The sequence below is a fragment of the Pseudomonas sp. St290 genome (assembly GCF_018325805.1).
In the GTDB taxonomy this organism is placed as follows: domain Bacteria; phylum Pseudomonadota; class Gammaproteobacteria; order Pseudomonadales; family Pseudomonadaceae; genus Aquipseudomonas; species Aquipseudomonas bijieensis.
Window position 1 is genome coordinate 497,623 of the sequence record NZ_AP014703.1, and the last position, 16,736, is coordinate 514,358.

General features: G+C 62.3%; 13 protein-coding genes. All 13 read left to right on the forward strand.

Annotated features, from left to right (window positions below; translation table 11 throughout):
* Nucleotides 1-67 precede the first annotated feature (67 nt).
* The 13 genes from PBDP_RS02120 to mdoH all read left to right on the forward strand — a co-directional run bounded on the left by PBDP_RS02120 (nucleotide 68) and on the right by mdoH (nucleotide 16,736).
* On the forward strand, nucleotides 68-1,036 hold the full coding sequence (locus tag PBDP_RS02120; protein WP_014336129.1) for an ABC transporter substrate-binding protein: 969 nt from the start codon (nucleotides 68-70) through the stop codon (nucleotides 1,034-1,036).
* A gap of 70 nt (nucleotides 1,037-1,106) precedes the next feature.
* Nucleotides 1,107-1,958: an ABC transporter permease gene (locus tag PBDP_RS02125; protein WP_109752006.1), complete on the forward strand. Its 852-nt coding sequence runs from the start codon at nucleotides 1,107-1,109 to the stop codon at nucleotides 1,956-1,958.
* Complete coding sequence (locus tag PBDP_RS02130; RefSeq protein WP_050586211.1) at nucleotides 1,955-2,785, forward strand: quaternary amine ABC transporter ATP-binding protein; 831 nt, start codon at nucleotides 1,955-1,957, stop codon at nucleotides 2,783-2,785. Before PBDP_RS02125 ends, PBDP_RS02130 begins: the two co-directional genes overlap by 4 nt.
* 175 nt (nucleotides 2,786-2,960) lie before the next feature.
* A complete protein-coding gene (hutH, locus tag PBDP_RS02135) occupies nucleotides 2,961-4,484 on the forward strand; it encodes a histidine ammonia-lyase (RefSeq protein WP_109752007.1) in 1,524 nt (507 codons plus the stop codon).
* A 114-nt stretch (nucleotides 4,485-4,598) separates the two neighbouring features.
* Nucleotides 4,599-6,131: a histidine ammonia-lyase gene (gene hutH / locus PBDP_RS02140; protein ID WP_163855687.1), complete on the forward strand. Its 1,533-nt coding sequence runs from the start codon at nucleotides 4,599-4,601 to the stop codon at nucleotides 6,129-6,131.
* A gap of 102 nt (nucleotides 6,132-6,233) precedes the next feature.
* Nucleotides 6,234-7,436 carry an imidazolonepropionase gene (gene hutI, locus PBDP_RS02145; RefSeq protein WP_212801756.1) on the forward strand — a complete coding sequence of 401 codons (1,203 nt, stop codon included), beginning with the start codon at nucleotides 6,234-6,236 and terminating at the stop codon, nucleotides 7,434-7,436.
* A gap of 11 nt (nucleotides 7,437-7,447) precedes the next feature.
* Nucleotides 7,448-8,251, forward strand: coding sequence for an N-formylglutamate deformylase (hutG, locus tag PBDP_RS02150; protein WP_212801757.1), 804 nt, complete (start codon nucleotides 7,448-7,450; stop codon nucleotides 8,249-8,251).
* Between the two features lie 297 nt (nucleotides 8,252-8,548).
* Nucleotides 8,549-9,496, forward strand: a complete 948-nt coding sequence (locus PBDP_RS02155; RefSeq protein WP_163855683.1) for a choline ABC transporter substrate-binding protein — start codon at nucleotides 8,549-8,551, stop codon at nucleotides 9,494-9,496.
* Nucleotides 9,497-9,657: 161 nt separating this feature from the next.
* Complete coding sequence (locus PBDP_RS02160; protein ID WP_212801758.1) at nucleotides 9,658-10,572, forward strand: alpha/beta hydrolase; 915 nt, start codon at nucleotides 9,658-9,660, stop codon at nucleotides 10,570-10,572.
* 105 nt (nucleotides 10,573-10,677) lie between these two features.
* Nucleotides 10,678-11,649: a prolyl aminopeptidase gene (gene pip, locus PBDP_RS02165; RefSeq protein WP_003196909.1), complete on the forward strand. Its 972-nt coding sequence runs from the start codon at nucleotides 10,678-10,680 to the stop codon at nucleotides 11,647-11,649.
* A complete protein-coding gene (gene dtd, locus PBDP_RS02170) occupies nucleotides 11,646-12,083 on the forward strand; it encodes a D-aminoacyl-tRNA deacylase (RefSeq protein WP_109752013.1) in 438 nt (145 codons plus the stop codon). Before pip ends, dtd begins: the two co-directional genes overlap by 4 nt.
* 320 nt (nucleotides 12,084-12,403) lie before the next feature.
* On the forward strand, nucleotides 12,404-14,173 hold the full coding sequence (locus tag PBDP_RS02175; protein ID WP_116834303.1) for a glucan biosynthesis protein G: 1,770 nt from the start codon (nucleotides 12,404-12,406) through the stop codon (nucleotides 14,171-14,173).
* On the forward strand, nucleotides 14,166-16,736 hold the full coding sequence (mdoH, locus tag PBDP_RS02180; RefSeq protein WP_212801759.1) for a glucans biosynthesis glucosyltransferase MdoH: 2,571 nt from the start codon (nucleotides 14,166-14,168) through the stop codon (nucleotides 16,734-16,736). Before PBDP_RS02175 ends, mdoH begins: the two co-directional genes overlap by 8 nt.

Consider the following 16,736-nt stretch of genomic DNA (forward strand, 5'->3'; position numbering starts at 1 on the left):
GGACGTTGACAGGGCTGGATGCCTCTTGACTGCCGTAAGCCAATTCACTGATTAGGAGCGTCACACAATGAAATCGAACAAGACCCTGCTGACCACATTGCTTTCCATGGGCCTGCTGGCCAGTGCCGGCGCCACGCAAGCGGCGGGTTGGTGCGAGTCGGGCAAACCGGTGAAGTTCGCCGGCCTGAACTGGGAAAGTGGCATGCTGCTGACCGACGTCCTGCAAGTGGTGCTGGAAAAAGGCTACGACTGCAAGACCGACAGCCTGCCAGGCAACTCCATCACCATGGAAAACGCCCTGAGCAGCAACGACATCCAGGTGTTTGCCGAAGAGTGGGTCGGCCGCAGCGAAGTCTGGAACAAGGCCGAGAAGGCCGGCAAAGTGGTCGGTGTCGGTGCCCCGGTCGTAGGCGCCATCGAAGGTTGGTACGTGCCGCGCTACGTGGTGGAAGGCGATGCCAAGCGCAAGCTCGAAGCCAAGGCGCCAGGCCTGAAGAACATCGCCGACCTGGGGCAGTACGCCGCCGTGTTCAAGGATCCGGAAGAACCGTCCAAGGGCCGTTTCTACAACTGCCCGGCCGGCTGGACCTGTGAGCTGGACAACAGCGAAATGCTGAAAAGCTATGGCCTGGAAAAAACCTACACCAACTTCCGCCCCGGCACTGGCCCGGCGCTGGATGCGGCCGTGCTGTCGAGCTACAAGCGTGGCGAACCGATCCTGTTCTACTACTGGTCGCCAACGCCGCTGATGGGCCAGGTGGATCTGGTGAAACTGGAAGAAAAACCGGGCGTGGATAAGAGCGTGAGCATCAAGGTCGGCCTGTCCAAGACCTTCCATGACGAAGCACCGGAACTGGTGGCCGTGCTGGAAAAGGTCAACCTGCCCATCGACATCCTGAACCAGAACCTCGGACGCATGGCCAAGGAGCGGATCGAGTCGCCAAAACTGGCGAAGATCTTCCTGAAGGAACATCCTGAAGTCTGGCACGCCTGGGTAAGCGAAGACGCTGCCAAGAAAATCGACGCGGCTCTGTAGGTCGAATACCCCCGGCCAGTCGTAGGGCTGGCCGGGACGTTCACCGCATCCACTTGATCGAGAGTCTCTTATGTTTCCCGAAAGCTTTACCTTCTCCATCGCCGACTGGGTCAACGGTTGGGTTGACTCCCTGGTGACCAACTATGGCGATGTGTTCCGGCACATCTCCGACACCCTGCTGTGGGCCATCGTCAACCTCGAAGGCCTGCTGCGCATGGCGCCCTGGTGGCTGATGCTGGCCATCGTCGGCGGCGTTGCCTGGCACGCCACCCGCAAGGTCGTGGCCACGGCGGTCATCGTCGGCCTGTTGTTCCTGGTGGGGGCGGTGGGCCTGTGGGACAAACTGATGCAGACCCTCGCCCTGATGCTGGTGGCGACGCTGATCTCGGTGTTGATCGGCATCCCGCTGGGCATCCTCTCGGCGCGCAGCAATCGCCTGCGTTCGGTGCTGATGCCGCTGCTGGACATCATGCAGACCATGCCGAGCTTCGTGTACCTGATTCCGGTGTTGATGCTGTTCGGCCTGGGCAAGGTCCCGGCGATTTTCGCCACGGTGATCTATGCCGCGCCGCCATTGATTCGCCTGACCGACCTGGGCATTCGCCAAGTGGACGGCGAAGTGATGGAAGCCATCAACGCGTTTGGCGCCAATCGCTGGCAACAGCTGTTCGGCGTGCAACTGCCCCTGGCCCTGCCGAGCATCATGGCCGGGATCAACCAGACCACCATGATGGCCCTGTCGATGGTCGTCATCGCTTCGATGATCGGCGCCCGAGGCCTGGGTGAAGACGTGCTGGTGGGCATCCAGACCCTCAACGTCGGACGCGGCCTCGAAGCGGGGCTGGCCATCGTGATTCTCGCCGTGGTCATCGACCGCATTACCCAGGCCTATGGTCGTCCTCGGCACGAGGTGAGCAAATGAGCAACGCAGCCATCAGCAAGATCGAAGTCAAGAACGTCTTCAAGATTTTCGGCAATCGCTCCAAGGAAGCCCTGGAGCTGATCCGCCAGAACAAGACCAAGGACCAGGTACTGGCCGAAACCGGTTGCGTGGTCGGCGTGAACGACTTATCGCTGAGTATCGGCACCGGTGAGATCTTCGTGATCATGGGCCTGTCCGGCTCCGGCAAGTCCACGTTGGTGCGGCACTTCAACCGGCTGATCGATCCTACCAGTGGGGCGATCCTGGTAGACGGTGAAGACATCCTGCAACTGGACATGGACGCCCTGCGCGAGTTTCGCCGGCACAAGATCAGTATGGTGTTCCAGAGCTTCGGCCTGCTGCCCCACAAGAGCGTGCTGGACAACGTCGCCTACGGCTTGAAAGTGCGCGGCGAGAGCAAGCAGGTGTGCGCTGAGCGAGCGCTGCACTGGATCAACACCGTGGGCCTGAAGGGCTATGAGAACAAGTACCCGCACCAGCTCTCAGGCGGCATGCGCCAGCGCGTGGGCCTGGCCCGTGCCTTGGCGGCGGACACCGACATCATCCTGATGGACGAAGCCTTCAGCGCCCTCGACCCGCTGATCCGCGCGGAAATGCAGGACCAGTTGCTGGAGCTGCAAAAGACCCTGCACAAGACCATCGTGTTCATCACCCACGACCTCGACGAGGCCGTGCGCATCGGCAACCGCATCGCGATCCTCAAGGACGGCAAGCTGATTCAGGTCGGCACGCCCCGCGAGATCCTGCACTCGCCGGCGGATGAGTATGTCGATCGGTTCGTGCAGCGGCGTGCGGCGGTGGTTTGAGGTAGGACGCAGTTGTGGCGAGGGGATTTATCTGTGGGAGCAAAGCTTGCTCGCGATACAGGCGCCTCGGTTCCAGAGAGACCGCGTTGTTTTTATCGCGGGCAAGCCTTGCTCCCACAGATATCCGCCCCTCGCCACAAATTTTTTGGCAACTTATATGCGCACGAGGTTGAAGATGTCCCAGGCTGAAAAAATCGTAATCACCGGCGCTCCGTTGCGCTGGCAGGACGTGGTCGCCGTCGCCCGCTTCGGCGCTGTGCTCGAGCTGTCGGCCCAGGCCTGGGCACGGATCGACAATGCCCAGGCCATTGTCCAGCGCATCGTCGAAAGCGGTGAGCGTGCCTACGGCGTCAACACCGGCCTGGGAGCCTTGTGCAATGTCTCGCTCAAGGACGAACAACTCAGCCAACTGTCACGCAACACCCTGCTCAGCCATGCCTGTGGTGTCGGCGCGCCGCTTTCCGATGAGCAGACCCGGGCGATTCTCTGCGCCGCCATCCTCAACTACAGCCAGGGCAAGTCCGGCATTCATCGTCGGGTGGTCGAAGCGCTGCTGGCGTTGCTCAATCGTGGCATCACACCGCAAGTGCCCTCCCAAGGTTCGGTGGGCTACCTGACCCACATGGCCCACATCAGCATCGCGCTGCTGGGCGTGGGCAATGTCAGCTATCGCGGGCAAACAGTCCCGGCGCAACAGGCCCTGGCTGCCGAAGGCCTGCAACCGGTGCAACTGGGGGCCAAGGACGGTTTGTGCCTGGTCAACGGCACACCGTGCATGACCGGTCTGAGCTGCCTGGCTCTCGCCGATGCGACGCGCCTGCTGCAATGGGCCGATGTGATCGGTGCCATGAGCTTCGAGGCCCAGCGCGGGCAGATCGCAGCGTTCGATGCCGAGATCATCGCCCTCAAGCCGCACCCGGGCATGCAGCAAGTCGGGGGCAACTTGCGGGCCTTGCTCGACGGCAGCGAAGTCATCGCCGCGAGCCTGGGCATTCGCACCCAGGACGCCTTGAGTATCCGCTCGATTCCCCAAGTGCACGGAGCCGCTCGCGATCAGTTGGAGCATGCCCGTAAACAGATCGAAACCGAACTCAACGCCACCACCGATAACCCGCTGCTGCTGGGCACGCCGGAAAACTTCCGCGTCATGTCCCAGGCCAACCCCCACGGCCAGTCGGTGGCGTTGGCGGCGGATCTGCTGGCGATTGCCATGGCCGAAATCGGCTCCATCGCCGAGCGCCGCCTCGACCGTTTGATCAACCCCCATGTCAGCGGTCTGCCGGCATTCCTGGTGGCCAACCCCGGGGTGAATTCGGGGATGATGATCGTGCAATACGTCGCCGCGTCGCTGTGCGCCGAGAACAAGCAACTGGCGCAACCGGCGGTGCTCGACAACTTCGTCACTTCAGGGCTGCAAGAGGACCACTTGAGCATGGGGACCAACGCCGCCCTGAAGCTGCATCGGGCGTTGGAAAACTGCACGCAGATCCTCGCCATCGAATACCTGCTGGCGGCCCAGGCCTTTGAATTTCTCAAGACGCAACGCTTCGGTGCCGGCACCGACGTTGCGTGGAAACTGCTGCGCGAGCATGTCCCGGCCTACGACCAGGACCGCTGGCTGGCGCCGGACATCGCCAGCGCCGCCGCGCTGCTTAAAGATCCAGCCGTGCTGCACAACGCTTTACCGAATTTGAACTGATCAAAAACCGCCAGCGTGCCAAGGCACCCATCGCCCAAAAGGCGAGGGTGACGGATAACGGAACATTCCGGAGCGACTGGCGGGTGAAAACAAAACTCTCAAAAGGAGCAATACATGACTGCCTTAAACCTGATTCCCGGCCAATTGAGCCTGGCTCAATTGCGTGACATCTATCAGCAACCCGTGACCCTGAGCCTCGACGCCAGCGCGTCGGCGCAGATCGAAGCCAGTGTCGCCTGCGTTGAACAGATCCTGGCCGAGAACCGCACCGCCTACGGCATCAACACCGGTTTCGGCTTGCTGGCCTCGACCCGCATCGCCAGCGAAGACCTGGAAAACCTGCAGCGCTCCCTGGTGCTGTCCCATGCCGCCGGGGTGGGCGAGCCGATCAGCGATGCGTTGGTTCGGCTGGTCATGGTGCTCAAGGTCAACAGCCTCAGCCGGGGCTTTTCCGGGATCCGCCGGCAGGTGATCGATGCGCTGATTGCGCTGATCAATGCCGAGGTCTATCCGCACATTCCGCTGAAAGGCTCGGTCGGCGCTTCCGGCGACCTGGCACCGCTGGCCCACATGTCCCTGGTGTTGCTGGGCGAGGGTAAGGCCCGCTACAAGGGCGAATGGCTGCCGGCTGTCGAAGCGCTGAAAGTGGCCGGCCTTGCGCCGCTGACCCTGGCGGCGAAAGAAGGCCTGGCGCTGCTCAACGGCACTCAGGTATCCACCGCGTTTGCCCTGCGTGGCCTGTTCGAAGGCGAAGACCTGTTCGCCGGTGCCCTGGCCCTGGGTAGCTTGACGGTGGAAGCGGTGCTCGGCTCGCGTTCGCCATTCGACGCGCGCATCCATGCCGCCCGCGGCCAGAAAGGCCAGATCGATGCCGCCGCTGCCTACCGCGACCTGTTGGGCGAACGTAGCGAAGTCTCCGATTCGCACCAGAACTGCGACAAGGTCCAGGACCCCTACTCCCTGCGCTGTCAGCCGCAAGTGATGGGCGCCTGCCTGACCCAGTTCCGCCAGGCCGCCGAAGTGCTGGTGATCGAGGCCAACGCGGTGTCGGACAACCCGCTGGTGTTCGCCGCCGAGGGTGACGTGATTTCCGGTGGCAACTTCCACGCCGAACCGGTGGCGATGGCTGCCGACAACATGGCCTTGGCGATCGCCGAAATCGGCTCCCTGAGCGAGCGGCGTATTTCGTTGATGATGGACAAGCACATGTCGCAACTGCCGCCGTTCCTGGTGGCCAATGGTGGGGTGAACTCGGGCTTCATGATCGCCCAGGTCACCGCTGCCGCCCTGGCCAGTGAAAACAAGGCGCTGTCCCATCCTCATTCGGTAGACAGCCTGCCGACCTCGGCCAACCAGGAAGACCACGTCTCCATGGCCCCGGCCGCTGGCAAGCGCTTGTGGGAAATGGCCGAGAACACCCGTGGGATTCTGGCGGTGGAATGGCTGGCGGCTTGCCAGGGGCTGGACCTGCGCGGTGGTTTGAAGACCTCGGCGAAGCTGGAACAGGCTCGCAGCCTGTTGCGCGCGCAAGTGCCGTTTTATGAGAAGGACCGGTTCTTTGCGCCGGACATCAACGCGGCGAGCGAGTTGTTGGCCAGTCGTTGCCTGAATGAACTGGTCACGGCGCAATTGCTGCCGAGCCTGTAAGGGCCTCATCGCGAGCAGGCTCGCTCCCACAAGGTTCAGCGCAATCCTTGTGGGAGCGAGCCTGCTCGCGAATCGATTTTGAATGAGACGAGGAAACTCGGGATGAAAACCCTCTGGCAAAACTGCCACGCCGCGACCATGGCCCAGGGCGTCTACTCGATCATCGAAGACGCCGCCATCGTCACCCAGGGCGGGCACATCCAATGGATCGGCCCGCGTGCCGAATTGCCGACGGGTGACTACCCGGCGGTCAACGATCTCAAGGGCGCCTGGGTCACCCCGGGGCTGATCGACTGCCACACCCACACAGTGTTTGGTGGTAACCGCAGTGGTGAATTCGAACAGCGCCTGCAAGGTGTCAGCTACGCCGAAATCGCGGCGGCCGGCGGTGGCATCGCCAGCACCGTGCGCGCCACTCGCGCCGCCGGCGAAGAAGAGTTGTTCGCCAGTGCCGCCAAGCGCCTGCAAAGCTTGATGCGCGACGGCGTGACCACGGTGGAAATCAAATCCGGCTACGGCCTGGACCTGGCCAGCGAACGCAAGATCCTGCGGGTCATCCGCCGTCTCGGTGCCGAACTGCCGGTCAGCGTGCGCAGCACCTGTCTGGCGGCCCACGCCTTGCCACCGGAATACAAAGATCGCGCCGATGACTACATCGAGCACATCTGCACCGAGATGCTGCCGGCCCTGGCAGCCGAAGGCTTGGTGGATGCGGTGGATGCCTTCTGCGAATACCTGGCGTTTTCCCCAGCGCAAGTCGAGCGGGTGTTTATCGCAGCGCAGCAACTGGGGCTGCCCGTGAAGCTGCACGCCGAGCAATTGTCGTCCCTGCACGGTTCAAGCCTGGCGGCGCGTTACCAGGCGCTGTCGGCCGATCACCTGGAGTTCATGACCGAAGACGATGCCAAGGCCATGGCCGAGGCCGGCACGGTGGCGGTGCTGCTGCCGGGGGCGTTTTATTTCCTGCGCGAAACCCAGCTGCCGCCCATGGACGCCCTGCGCAAGCACGGCGTGAAGATCGCCGTGGCCAGCGACCTCAACCCCGGCACCTCGCCGGCGCTGTCGCTGCGCTTGATGTTGAACATGGCCTGCACCTGTTTTCGCATGACCCCGGAAGAAGCCCTGGCCGGGGTGACCATTCATGCCGCCCAGGCCTTGGGCATGGCGGACACCCATGGTTCGCTGGAAGCCGGCAAGGCGGCGGATTTTGTCGCCTGGCACATCGACCGCCCGGCCGACCTGGCGTACTGGCTTGGTGGCGATCTGGAAAAGCGCGTCGTGCGTCACGGCGTTGAAATCGATTGAGGAGAACGGTTGTGGAGAAGGTCCTGAATTTCAAGCAAGGGCGCGTGCCGCTGTTGATCAGCATGCCCCACGCCGGCCTGCGCCTGACCCCGGCGGTACAGGCCGGGTTGATCCCCGAGGCGCAAAGCCTGCCGGATACCGACTGGCACATCCCAAGGCTCTACGAATTTGCCGCCGAGCTGGGCGCCAGCACCCTGGCCGCGGAGTACTCGCGGTTCGTCATCGACCTGAACCGACCCTCCGATGACAAGCCGATGTACGTTGGCGCCACCACCGGTTTGTACCCGGCGACGTTGTTCGATGGCGTGCCATTGTTTCGCGAAGGCTTGGAGCCGTCGGCCGAGGAGCGGGCGACTTATCTGCAACAGGTCTGGATGCCTTATCACCAGGCGCTGCAGCAGGAACTGGCGCGGCTCAAGGCCGAATTCGGCTATGCCTTGCTGTTCGATGCCCATTCGATCCGCTCGGTGATCCCGCATCTGTTCGACGGCAAGCTGCCGGACTTCAACCTCGGCACGTTCAACGGTGCCAGTTGCGACCCGACCCTGGCCAGCCAGCTCGAAGCCATCTGTGCCCGCCACGATCAATTCACTCATGTGCTCAACGGGCGATTCAAGGGCGGACACATCACCCGGCACTATGGCAACCCGACCGAAGACATCCACGCGGTGCAACTGGAGCTGTGCCAGAGCACCTACATGGAAGAGTTCGAACCGTTCAACTACCGCGCGGACTTGGCGGAACCGACCCAGGTGGTGCTCAAGCAATTGCTGGAAGGTTTGCTGGCGTGGGGGCAGCAGGCTTACAAAAAATAAACACCTGCGCGATTCCTCTGTGGCGAGGGGAGTCATCTGTGGGAGCAAAGCTTGCTCGCGATACAGGCGCCTCGGTTTCAGGGGAACCGCGGTGTCTTCATCGCGGGCAAGCCTTGCTCCCACAGATCCCCTCGCCACAGGGTTGTGTTGTCCTTGAACCTCGGAGGGGAACGGTCGCCACCGTGCAAAACCGCGTCGCCACAGTTCATCTTCAGCCCCTCGACGCTGCGTAATGTTCCGGTCACGGTGCACCAAGATACCGACCTACAATAATCGCTGCCGCACGAGACCTTCCCGATGAAAAGACTGTTCAAACGCTGTCTGTCGATCCTCTGCGGTACCGCCATCCTGAGCGGCGGGGCCATGGCCGCCGAGCCGGCGTCGTGCCAGGCCGTGCGCATGGGCGTGGTCAACTGGACCGACGTGATCGCCACCAGCGGCATGGCCGATGTACTGCTCACGGGCCTGGGCTACGAAAGCAAGCAGACCAGCGCCGTGCAACAGATCATCTTCGCCGGCATCCGCGACAAGCGCCTCGATATCTTCCTGGGCTACTGGAAACCGGCGATGGACAAGAACATCGCCCCGTTCCTGGCGGCCAACCAGGTGAAGGTGTTGGACAAACCGAGCCTGGCCGATGCCCAAGCCACCCTGGCGGTACCCGACTATGTGGCGGCGGCGGGGCTCAAGACCTTTGCCGACATCGCCCGGTTCAAGGATCAGTTGGGTGGCAAGATCTACGGCATCGAGCCGGGCAGTGGAGCCAACACCACTATCAAGACCATGATCGAAACCAACCACTTCGGCCTCAAGGACTTCAAGCTGATCGAATCCGGCGAGGCGGGCATGCTGGCCGCGGTGCAACGGGCGGTGAATCGCAAGGAGTTCGTGGTCTTCGTCGGCTGGACCCCGCACCCGATGAACATCAACATGAACATCACCTACCTGACCGGCAGTGAGGACGTCTACGGCCCGAACGAGGGCGCGGCGACCGTCTCCACCGTGACTGCGCCGGACTACGCCCAACGCTGCCCGAATGTGAATCGCCTGCTGGAGAACCTGACCTTCACCGCCGCCCAGGAAAGCCAGTTGATGGTGCCGATCATGGAGCGCAAGACACCCCAGGACGTCGCCCGGCAATGGCTGCGCGATCATCCCGAGGATCTTCAGCGCTGGCTGGCCGGTGTCACCAGCTTCGACGGCAAGGATGGCGTGGCGGCGGTGCAGGCCAGTCTCAAGAATTGACCTACCTGGCTGTGGCGGGGTGATTCATCTGTGGTGGAGTGACTTATCTGTGGGAGCAAGGCTTGCCCGCGATAGCGATGTATCAGTCGACATAACTATTGGATGTACCGCTGCCATCGCGGGCAAGCCTTGCTCCCACATTTCAATAGGTGGTGTTCTTCATGGCCTCATATCCACTCTCTGAACAGATGTCCGCCTTCATCGACAAAACCCTGAGCTTCACCAGCCCGGACGACAGCCTCGCCGGTTTGCGCCAGGCCTACAGTCAGATGTGCCGGGCGTTCACCCCTCCATATCCGCCAACGCTGGCCATCGAGGATTTCGAGTGGGCCGGTGTGGGCGTACGTGCTTATCACCCACGGCGTGCAGCGCCGCCCGCAGGCTGGCCGTGCATCCTCTATTTGCACGGCGGTGGTTGGGTGGTGGGAGACCTGGACTCCCATGACTTCATCTGTATGGAACTGGCTGCCGCCCTGGGCGCGTTGGTGGTGGTCGTGGATTATCGGCTGGCGCCAGAGCATCCGTTTCCGGCAGGCTTGGACGATTGCCTCGCCGTGTGGCGCCATCTGGCAGCCGCCCCCTTTGCCATCGACCCGCGTCGCCGGCTGGTGGCCGGTGACAGTGCTGGAGGCAATCTCGCCGCTGCGTTATGCCTGGCCTTGCGCGATGCCGGGCAACCGTTGCCCCGTTCCCAGGTGTTGATCTACCCGGCTCTCGCTGGCCCGGCGCCTCTGCCGTCGCGCCGCGAACATGCCAATGCGCCGCTGTTGAGCAGCCGCGACCTGGACAGCTATCACGCGCTTTACCTGGGCGGCCTCGCACCGTCGCCCGGCGCCATGCCATTGCTCGCCGATGACCTGAGCGGGCTGCCGCCGGCGTTGATCGTCGTGGCGCAGTGGGACCCGCTGCGTGACGATGGCGTCCTTTACAGCGAGCGGCTGAACGCCGCAGGGGTGGATGCCGTGTTGTATGTCTGCGAAGGGTTGGTCCATGGTTGCCTGCGCGGTCGGAGTCTGGTGCCGGAGGTCGATCAGATGTATCGCACGCTGCTGGCGTACCTGGCTGACACGCTTTGACTGCGCAGGGGGCATGCTCATTAAGGTAATTCGGGTTTATGATGCCGGACGGCAGACTAAATAGAAGTCCCCACAGGGATGACTCGACCCCTTACGGAGCGCTCAATGCAGACTTTGTACCCGCAGATCAAACCCCATGCCCGGCACGATCTGGCTGTCGATGACACCCACACGCTCTACGTCGATGAAAGCGGTTCCCCGGAAGGCCTGCCCGTGGTGTTCATTCACGGCGGCCCGGGTGCTGGCTGCGATGCACAGAGCCGCCGCTACTTCGATCCGAACCTGTACCGCATCGTCACCTTCGACCAGCGCGGCTGCGGTCGGTCCACCCCCCACGCGAGCCTGGAGAACAACACCACCTGGGATCTGGTCGAAGACCTGGAGCGTATCCGCAAGCACCTGGGCATCGAAAAATGGGTGCTGTTTGGCGGCTCCTGGGGCTCGACCCTGGCCCTGGCCTATGCCCAGACCCACCCGGAGCGGGTGCATGGCCTGATCCTGCGTGGGATCTTTCTCTGCCGTCCGCAGGAAATCGAGTGGTTCTATCAGGCTGGCGCCAGTCGCCTGTTTCCCGACTACTGGCAGGATTACATTGCACCGATCCCATTGGACGAGCGCGACGACCTGCTCAGCGCCTTCCACAAGCGCCTGACCGGCAACGACCAGATCGCCCAGATGCACGCGGCCAAGGCCTGGTCCACCTGGGAGGGCCGCACCGCGACCCTGCGTCCGAATCCGCTGGTGGTCGATCGCTTCTCCGAGCCGCAGCGGGCTCTGTCGATCGCCCGGATCGAATGCCACTACTTCACCAACAATGCCTTCCTCGAGCCTAACCAGTTGATTCGCGACATGGGCAAGATCGCCCATTTGCCGGGCGTCATCGTGCATGGCCGCTACGACGTCATCTGCCCGTTGGACAATGCCTGGGAGCTGCACCAGAACTGGCCCAACAGCGAACTGCAGGTGATTCGCGACGCTGGCCACGCCGCTTCGGAGCCAGGGATCACCGACGCCCTGGTGCGCGCCGCGGCGCAAATGGCCCGGCGCTTGCTTGACCTGCCGCCTGAAGAAGCATGAAGGGGCTGTTGCAACGAGTTCGCGGCGCACGGGTCGAAGTATCAGGCGAGATCGTCGGGGCGGTGGACCAGGGTTTGCTGGTGTTGGTGGCCGTCGAGCCCGGGGATACCCGGGCCAGCGCCGACAAGCTCCTGCATAAGCTGCTTAACTACCGAGTGTTCAGCGACGCCGACGGCAAGATGAACCTGTCCCTGGCGGATGTCGGTGGCGGGTTGCTGCTGGTGTCGCAGTTCACCTTGGCGGCAGACACCAAAAGCGGTTTGCGCCCGAGTTTTTCGACCGCCGCGCCTCCGGCCCTGGGAGAAGAGTTGTTCAACTATTTGCTAACCCGGGCGAAACAGGTGCATGGCACTGTGGCATCAGGTAGATTCGGCGCCGACATGCAAGTGCATTTGGTCAATGATGGCCCGGTAACCTTCCTGTTACAGGCCTGAAAGCGTTTGAAACATCTTTTCGGATCTGTTTCGAGGCTAAACGGGGAGTTTTCTCGATAAATACTTTGCTATCCCTGATGCGTTGTCACGCGGGCTACTAGATAATCGCGCGCTACGGGGGACCAGCGTTCGCTGGTCCATTTGACTTAGGTAGAGACTTGTCCTGGTCCGTTTGGGGAATCATTTTCTCCCACCGGAGTCGGAACAATGCTCGCCAACTTGGCAAGAGTGGTCTGCAGGATCGGTTTTTCAATGCCGATACCGTGTGGATACTTTATCTGGCCGTTGGTTTTTTGATCTGTTTTCGGCGAGGGTTGCTCGTGATTGTTAGTCCCTGTAATGCACCAAAAATGACTGCCAAACGGTTTAGAAACGCTCTGGTAGCGGGCTCGGCCCTGTTGTGCCTGTTTGGCGCGGGCCAACTGTGGGCATTCAGCCTGGATGATGTATCGGCGAAGGCTCAAGAACTGGCCGGGCAAAAATTCGAAGCCCCGCGCAGCAATCTGCCGAACGAATTCCGCGAGATGAAATTCGCTGACTATCAAAAAATCCGTTTCCGCACCGAAAAAGCCGAATGGGCCGACCAGAAGACGCCGTTCAGGCTTTCCTTCTATCACCAGGGCATGCATTTCGACACGCCGGTGAAGATCAACGAAATCACCGCGACGACTGTCGAGGAGATCAAGTACGACCCGTCGCGCTTCGACTTCGCCGATGTGACATTCGATCCGAAGGCCACTGAGCAGCTGGGTTACGCGGGTTTCCGCGTGTTGTACCCGATCAACAAGGCTGACAAGCAGGACGAGATCATGACCATGCTGGGCGCGAGTTATTTCCGCGTCATCGGCAAAGGCCAGACCTACGGTCTGTCCGCACGTGGCATGGCCATCGACACCGCGCTGCCATCGGGCGAGGAGTTCCCGCGCTTTCGCGAATTCTGGATCCAACGTCCGAAACCGACCGACAAGCACTTGGTGATTTTCGCCCTGCTGGATTCGCCACGGGCTACCGGTGCCTATCGCCTGACCGTGCGTCCGGGCACTGACACCGTGGTCGATGTGAAATCGCGCATGTTCCTGCGTGACCGCGTGACCAAGCTGGGTGTGGCCCCGTTGACCAGCATGTATCTGTTCGGCGCCAACCAGCCGTCCAAAGTGCTGAACTATCGTCGCGAGCTGCATGATTCCAGCGGCCTGTCGATCCATGCCGGCAATGGCGAGTGGATCTGGCGCCCGCTGAACAATCCCAAGCACTTGGCCGTGAGCAACTTCTCGGTGGAAAACCCGCGCGGTTTCGGTCTGCTGCAACGGGGTCGTGACTTCAGCCACTACGAAGACCTGGACGACCGCTACGACAAGCGCCCAAGTGCCTGGATCGAACCGAAAGGCGATTGGGGCAAGGGCACCGTCGACCTGGTAGAGATTCCGACCGCCGACGAAACCAACGACAATATCGTTGCCTTCTGGAGCCCGGAAAAACTGCCTGAGCCAGGCCAGCCGCTGGACTTCAGCTACCGCCTGCACTGGACCCTCGACGAAGCCAGCCTGCACTCGCCGGACAGTGCCTGGGTCAAGCAGACCCTGCGTTCCACCGGTGACGTGAAGCAATCCAACCTGATCCGTCAGCCGGATGGTAGCGTGGCCTACCTGGTGGATTTCGAAGGCCCGTCCCTGCAAGCCCTGCCGGAAGACGCCGATGTGCGTAGCCAGGTGAGCGTCGGCGAAAACGGCGAGATCGTCGAGAATAGCGTGCGCTACAACCCGGAAACCAAGGGCTGGCGCCTGACCTTGCGGTTGAAGATCAAGGACTCGAAACAGGCCACCGAAATGCGTGCGGCGCTGGTGCGTCCATTGACGCCTGTCGAAGCCCCGGCCGCCTCGCACTCCGTGACCACGACCCTGGCCAAGGCCGACAAAGTCGCCCGCCAGCAGACCGAAAAAGAACTCGCGAAAGAAAAAGCGAAAGACGAAGCCAAGGCCGTCAAGGCGGCGGACGCCGCTGTTGAACCGACCCCAACCCCGCAGGAACCGGAACCGACTGAACAAGTCCTGACCGAGACCTGGAGCTATCAGTTGCCAGCCGATGAGTAATACTCCAGTACAGCCAGAGACACTCAGCGAGTACCTGGCCCATTTGCCCATGACCGACGAGCAGCGCGCCGAACTGGCGGGCTGCAAGTCCTTCAGCGAATTGCACGAACGCCTGTCGTCTTCGACCTTCGACGCGCCCGCCGAGGCGGCGCAAGCCTCGGTGGGCCGCCGGTTGACCCTGAGCACCGCCGAAGAGCTCGAAGAAGCCGAAATGCTCGGGCTCGACGCCAGTGGTCGGGTGTGCCTCAAGGCGACGCCGCCGATCCGTCGGACCAAGGTCGTGCCGGAGCCGTGGCGCACCAATATCCTGGTGCGCGCCTGGCGGCGCCTGACCGGTCGTACCAACCCGCCGAAGCCGCCCAAGGATGAGCGCGTGCTGCCTCATGCACGCTGGCGCACCGTGGGTTCGACCCGTCGCTACATCCTGCTGATATTGATGCTCGGCCAGACCATCGTCGCCGGCTGGTACATGAAAGGCATCATGCCGTACCAGGGCTGGTCGCTGGTGGACCTGGACGAAGTCCTGCACCAGCCGCTATCGCAGACCGCCACGCAAGTGCTGCCTTATGCGCTGCAAACCAGCATCCTGATTCTGTTCGGGATCCTGTTCTGCTGGGTGTCGGCAGGTTTCTGGACGGCGCTGATGGGCTTCCTCGAATTGCTCACCGGCCACGACAAGTACCGGATCTCTGGTGCCAGCGCCGGCAATGAGCCGATTCCCAAGGACGCCCGCACCGCGCTGGTAATGCCGATCTGCAACGAAGACGTGCCACGGGTATTTGCCGGTTTGCGCGCGACGTTCGAGTCGGTGGCCGCTACCGGTGACCTGGATCGCTTCGACTTCTTCGTCCTCAGCGACAGTAACGAAACCGACATCTGCGTCGCCGAACAACAGGCCTGGCTGGACGTCTGCCGTGAAGCCGGCGGCTTCGGCAAGATCTTCTATCGCCGCCGTCGCCGTCGCGTGAAGCGCAAGAGTGGCAACCTCGACGACTTCTGCCGTCGTTGGGGCAGCGACTACAAGTACATGGTCGTACTCGACGCCGACAGCGTCATGAGCGGCACGTGCCTGACCAGCCTGGTGCGCCTGATGGAAGCCACGCCGGACGCTGGCATCATCCAGACAGCGCCACGTGCCTCGGGCATGGACACGCTGTATGCGCGCATGCAGCAGTTCGCCACCCGGGTGTACGGTCCGCTGTTCACCGCCGGCCTGCACTTCTGGCAGTTGGGCGAATCCCACTACTGGGGCCACAACGCGATCATCCGCATGAAACCGTTCATCGAGCACTGCGCCCTGGCGCCGTTGCCCGGTAAAGGCGCGTTCGCCGGTGCGATCCTGTCCCACGACTTCGTCGAAGCCGCGCTGATGCGCCGTGCCGGCTGGGGCGTGTGGATTGCCTATGACCTGCCGGGTAGCTACGAAGAGCTGCCGCCGAACCTGCTGGACGAACTCAAGCGTGACCGTCGCTGGTGCCACGGCAACCTGATGAACTTCAGGCTGTTCCTGGTCAAGGGCATGCACCCGGTGCACCGTGCGGTGTTCCTGACGGGCGTGATGTCCTACCTGTCGGCGCCGCTGTGGTTCTTCTTCCTGGTGCTCTCCACTGCGCTGCTGGCGGTGAACACCCTGATGGAACCGCAATACTTCCTCGAACCACGCCAGCTTTATCCGCTGTGGCCGCAATGGCATCCGGACAAGGCCATCGCCTTGTTCTCGACGACCATCGTGCTGCTGTTCCTGCCCAAGCTGCTGAGCATCGTGCTGATCTGGGCCAAGGGTGCGAAGGAGTTCGGTGGCAAGTTCAAGGTGACGCTGTCGATGCTGCTGGAGATGTTGTTCTCCATGTTGCTGGCGCCGGTGCGGATGATTTTCCACACCCGCTTCGTGCTCGCCGCGTTCCTGGGCTGGGCCGCGACCTGGAACTCGCCACAACGTGACGACGACTCCACGCCCTGGAGCGAAGCGGTCAAGCGCCACGGCCCGCAAACCTTGCTGGGTTTCTTCTGGGCCTTGCTGGTGATCTGGCTGAACCCGAGCTTCCTGTGGTGGCTGGTGCCGATCGTCGGTTCGCTGATGCTGTCGATCCCGGTATCGGTGATCTCCAGTCGCGTGGGCCTGGGCTTGAAGTCCCGTGATGAGAGCCTGTTCCTGATCCCTGAGGAATACGCACCGCCGCAGGAACTGCTGTCGACGGACCAGTACACCCATGAAAACCGTTGGCACGCGCTGAACGACGGCTTCATCCGGGCAGTGGTCGATCCACAACAGAATGCCTTGGCGTATGCGCTGGCGACCTCGCGGCATGGTCAGGCCGAGCCGATTGAATGGCTGCGGGTCGAACGTGTTCGTCACGCCTTGAAGGCCGGTCCTGCCGGTCTCAGCAACGCTGAGCGACTGGCACTGCTGAGCGACCCGGTGGCCTTGTCCCGCCTGCACGAGCAGGTTTGGAGCGAGGCGCATCCCGAGTGGCTGGCGGCCTGGCGTGAATCGGTCAAGGCCGATCCCCATGCACCGCTGCTGCCGCTACAGCCGGTGAACGTACAATCGCAAGTGGCTTGA

Excerpts from the sequence above, each read along its gene's own strand:
- PBDP_RS02120 (WP_014336129.1), top strand. The coding sequence starts at position 68 with ATGAAATCGAACAAGACCCTGCTGACCACATTGCTTTCCATGGGCCTG.
- hutH (WP_109752007.1), top strand. The coding sequence starts at position 2,961 with ATGTCCCAGGCTGAAAAAATCGTAATCACCGGCGCTCCGTTGCGCTGG.
- pip (WP_003196909.1), top strand. The coding sequence starts at position 10,678 with ATGCAGACTTTGTACCCGCAGATCAAACCCCATGCCCGGCACGATCTG.
- mdoH (WP_212801759.1), top strand. The coding sequence starts at position 14,166 with ATGAGTAATACTCCAGTACAGCCAGAGACACTCAGCGAGTACCTGGCC.
- PBDP_RS02155 (WP_163855683.1), top strand. The coding sequence starts at position 8,549 with ATGAAAAGACTGTTCAAACGCTGTCTGTCGATCCTCTGCGGTACCGCC.
- PBDP_RS02160 (WP_212801758.1), top strand. The coding sequence starts at position 9,658 with ATGGCCTCATATCCACTCTCTGAACAGATGTCCGCCTTCATCGACAAA.
- dtd (WP_109752013.1), top strand. The coding sequence starts at position 11,646 with ATGAAGGGGCTGTTGCAACGAGTTCGCGGCGCACGGGTCGAAGTATCA.
- PBDP_RS02125 (WP_109752006.1), top strand. The coding sequence starts at position 1,107 with ATGTTTCCCGAAAGCTTTACCTTCTCCATCGCCGACTGGGTCAACGGT.
- PBDP_RS02130 (WP_050586211.1), top strand. The coding sequence starts at position 1,955 with ATGAGCAACGCAGCCATCAGCAAGATCGAAGTCAAGAACGTCTTCAAG.
- hutI (WP_212801756.1), top strand. The coding sequence starts at position 6,234 with ATGAAAACCCTCTGGCAAAACTGCCACGCCGCGACCATGGCCCAGGGC.
- hutH (WP_163855687.1), top strand. The coding sequence starts at position 4,599 with ATGACTGCCTTAAACCTGATTCCCGGCCAATTGAGCCTGGCTCAATTG.